Source organism: Kitasatospora sp. NPDC036993 (assembly GCF_055607525.1).
In genome coordinates this window covers 187,889-191,469 of the sequence record NZ_JBVJRP010000014.1, presented here as the reverse complement: position 1 = coordinate 191,469, position 3,581 = coordinate 187,889, and the positions used below count along the sequence as shown (strand labels likewise).

Genomic DNA, 3,581 nt, shown 5'->3' with positions numbered 1-3,581 from the left:
GGCCACCTCAACACTTGATGCGCCGGAAATTGCCGTACGAAATGCACGGGTGGACGTTCGTCCACCGCGTCGACCTGGCGGATTCGGTGCTTCACACAGGGCCACCGCGACTGTCCGGGAGGAGTTCCCGTCCGACCCGGTGGCGCATCCTCCGCGAGCTTAGGGAGCGAACCCACCGGCACCAACCCCTAAGCGGGGCGGGCGCCGTCCCCGGATCGCGGCCCCACAGTTAGGGGTTCGGTCCGGGGCGTTTCCCGCAGGACCAGGGCCCTGTCCTGCGGGTTCCTGCCGGAATGCTGCCCGGGGACCTGCCTGGCCCCTGCCGGTCCCCGGGCCGCGCGCCGACGCCGGGATCAGCCGGCCGACAGGGGGAACTCCTGGAGCCCCCGGATGATGAAGGAGCCGCGCCTGCGCACGGGTCCGGCCTGCCGCAGGTCGGGCAGCCGGGTGATCAGGGTCTGGTACGCCACCTCGGCCTCGAACTTGGCCAGCGGCGCGCCGAGGCAGTAGTGGATGCCCGCCGAGAACGCCAGCGTGTCGTTGCGGCTGGACCGGGTGATGTCGAAGCGCTCCGGATCGGGGAAGACCTTCGGGTCCCGGTTGGCCCCGGCGGCCACGATCGCCAGTTCGTCGTCGACCGCCAGCGTGACGCCGGCCAGCTCGACCGGCTCGTGCGCGATCCGCCGGTAGGTCTGCACCGGCGGGTCGTAGCGCAGCGTCTCGTTCACCGCGCCCTGGGCCAGCTCCGGGTCCTCGGCCACCATCCGCCACTGCTCGGGGTGGCGCAGCAGCGCCAGGATGCCGTTGCCGATCAGGTTGACGGTGGTCTCGGTGCCGGCCAGCGGCAGGAACATGCACAGCGGCAGCAGCTCCGCCATGGTCAGGCTGCCCTCGTCGACCAGCGGCAGCATCCGGCTGATCATGTCCTCGCGCGGATCGGACCTGCGCTGCTCGACGATCCGGCCGAACAGCTCGGCCATCCCGTCGAGCGCCGCGTGCACGCTCACCGACTTCTCGTAGGTGACCACGCCGTCCAGCAGGGGGGTGATCTCGCGGCTGAGCAGGTGGAACCGCTCCCGGTCCTCCTCGGGGATGCCGACCAGGTCGCCGATCACCGCGGTCGGCAGGTGGTGGGCGAAGGAGGTCATCAGGTCGAACCGGCCGCCCTTGGCCAGGATGTCGTCGATCAGCCGGTGGCAGATCGCCTCCGCCCGGCCCCGCCAGCGCTCGACGATGCGCGGGTTGAAGGTCGGCACGGTCATCCGGCGCAGCCGGGTGTGGTCCGGCGGGTCGAGGCCGAGCATGGAGTTGTCGAAGTTCATGAACTCCGGCACCTTGTCGCCGTTCGCCATGCGCACGCCGAAGCGCTTGTCCCGCAGCACCTGGTTGGCGAGCTCGTGGTCGGCGGTGACCCAGGTGTTGAGCGGGCTGTGGTACAGCACGCCGCGCGCCCGGATCGCCTCGTACGCCGGGTAGGGGTTGTCCGGTGCGCTCAGCACCTTGGCGTACGGATCGCCGTCGGCGGCGAGCTTGCGCACCAGGTCGTGGAAGAAGCGCATCTGCGCCCGGAGTTGCCGCTCACTCGACTCCATCGGTCCCGTGCCCCTTCAGCCTCCGCGAATTGGGGCCGAGCGTAGGCACGGGCGCCCTGTACCGGACACCCCTAACCGCCGCCCGGGGAGGGGAAATAGGGGCCCCCGGAGCGGGTCGCGACGACTGGGGGGCGGGCGGAGCACTCCGGGTGTCAACCATTCGATCGCGGGAAGTTCCACCGTACGGATATCGCCGGGTCGATCCGCGCGAAACGGTGCGAGCCGGACACTGGTGGGACCTTAGAGGACGGAGGGCAGGACCGTGTCAGCGATCGTCGTGTCGAGCCTGCGGATGCAATACGGCCAGAAGGTCGTCGTGGACGGAATCTCGTTCGAAGTGCAGGAGGGGGAGATCTTCGGGATCCTCGGCCCCAACGGGGCCGGGAAGAGCACGACGGTCGAGAGCATCGCCGGGCTGCGCAAGCCGACCGGCGGCACCATCTCGGTGTACGGCCTGGACCCGCAGCGCGACGCCTCCAAGCTGCACCAGATCCTGGGCATGCAGCTCCAGAAGAGCGAGATGCCGGACAAGCTCCGGGTCGCCGAGGCGATGCAGCTGTACGCCTCCTTCTACGACGACAGCGCCGACTGGCGGGAGCTGCTCGCCGAGCTGAACCTGCTGGACAAGCTGGACAGCCCGTTCGCCAGCCTCTCCGGCGGTCAGAAGCAGCGGCTGTCGATCGCCCTGGCCCTGGTCGGCAACCCGAAGGTGGCCGTGCTGGACGAGCTGACCACCGGTCTGGACCCGGCGGCCCGGCGGGACACCTGGGAGCTGATCGAGCAGGTCAGGTCGCGCGGCATCACCGTCCTCCTGGTCACCCACTTCATGGAGGAGGCCGAGCGGCTCTGCGACCGGCTGGCCCTGATCGACGGCGGCAAGATCGTCGCCCTGGACACCCCGGCCGGGCTGGTGGCCGGCGTCGGCGCCGAGCAGAAGGTGCGCTTCCGCCCGACCTCCCACCTCGACGACTGGATCCTCACCTCGCTGCCCGAGGTGACGTCGGTCGAGCGGCACGGCGCCCAGGTCGTCGTCACCGGCACCGGCAACCTGGTGTACGCGGTCACCTCCGCGCTGGCCCGCAACCAGATCGTCGCCGCCGACCTGCGGGCCGAACTGGCCAGCCTGGAGGACGCGTTCCTCGCCCTGACCGGCCGCCGGTTCGACCACCCCTCGCGCTGACTCCCCGCCCCCGGACCAAGACCAGACCCCCTGTAAGGAGACCCCCGTGCGGGCGATGAACCGACTCACGGCCGTGGAGTTCAAGCTCTTCCTGCGAGACCCCGCCGCCTACTTCTGGACGCTGCTCTTCCCGGTCGCCCTGGTGGTGATCATCGGCAGCATCCCTTCCTCCCGGGAGATCAACCCGGACCTCGGCCAGCGCAGCATCGACTACTTCACCCCCGTCCTGGTGGTGCTGGCCTTCGCGCTGACCGGTCTCTTCATCACCCCGACCTACCTGGTCGGCTACCGGGAGAAGGGCATCCTGCGCCGGCTCTCGACCACTCCGGTGGGCCCGGCCCGGGTGCTGATCGCCCAACTCGTGGTCCAGGCCACCGTCTCCACCGCCACCACCATCCTGGTGCTGGCCACCTCCCGGCTGCTGTGGGACGTCAAACTCCCGGAGAAGCCCGCCGCCTTCGCACTCGCGTTCTTCCTCTCGGTCGCGGCGGTCCTGTGCATCGGGCTCTTCCTGGCGTCCGTGATGAAGACCACCAAGGCCGCGACGGGCGCGGGCAGCATGCTCTTCTTCCCCCTGATGTTCTTCGCGGGCCTCTACGTGCCGCGCCAGCAGATGCCCGAAGCCGTCAACAAGATCGGCGACTACACCCCGCTGGGCGCTTCCGTTCAGGCCTTCGGGGACGCGGCCAAGGGTCACATGCCGGGAGCCACACCGCTGTTGGTGCTCGCCGCCTACTGCCTGGTCTTCGGCGTGCTGGCGGCGCGGCTCTTCCGCTGGGAGTAGGAATAGTCTGGATCATCCGCGGCCG

At 69.9% G+C, this 3,581-nt stretch carries 3 protein-coding genes; 2 read left to right on the top strand and 1 reads right to left on the bottom strand.

Annotated elements, in window-relative coordinates; translation table 11 throughout:
- Positions 1-353: 353 nt before the first annotated feature.
- Complete coding sequence (locus tag ACZ7C5_RS27910) at positions 354-1,592, bottom strand: cytochrome P450 (RefSeq protein ID WP_401085383.1); 1,239 nt, start codon at positions 1,590-1,592, stop codon at positions 354-356.
- Between the two features lie 262 nt (positions 1,593-1,854).
- Between ACZ7C5_RS27910 and ACZ7C5_RS27905 the strand changes: the two genes are divergently transcribed.
- Entirely contained in the window at positions 1,855-2,772 is a 918-nt protein-coding gene (locus tag ACZ7C5_RS27905; RefSeq protein ID WP_317620373.1) for an ABC transporter ATP-binding protein, read from the top strand.
- Between the two features lie 55 nt (positions 2,773-2,827).
- Positions 2,828-3,556, top strand: coding sequence for an ABC transporter permease (locus ACZ7C5_RS27900; protein WP_470323673.1), 729 nt, complete (start codon positions 2,828-2,830; stop codon positions 3,554-3,556).
- Positions 3,557-3,581: the final 25 nt, after the last annotated feature.

What these genes read in the sequence shown, in the direction of transcription:
- ACZ7C5_RS27910 (WP_401085383.1), bottom strand. Translation starts at nt 1,592, where the DNA reads ATGGAGTCGAGTGAGCGGCAACTCCGGGCGCAGATGCGCTTCTTCCAC.
- ACZ7C5_RS27900 (WP_470323673.1), top strand. Translation starts at nt 2,828, where the DNA reads ATGAACCGACTCACGGCCGTGGAGTTCAAGCTCTTCCTGCGAGACCCC.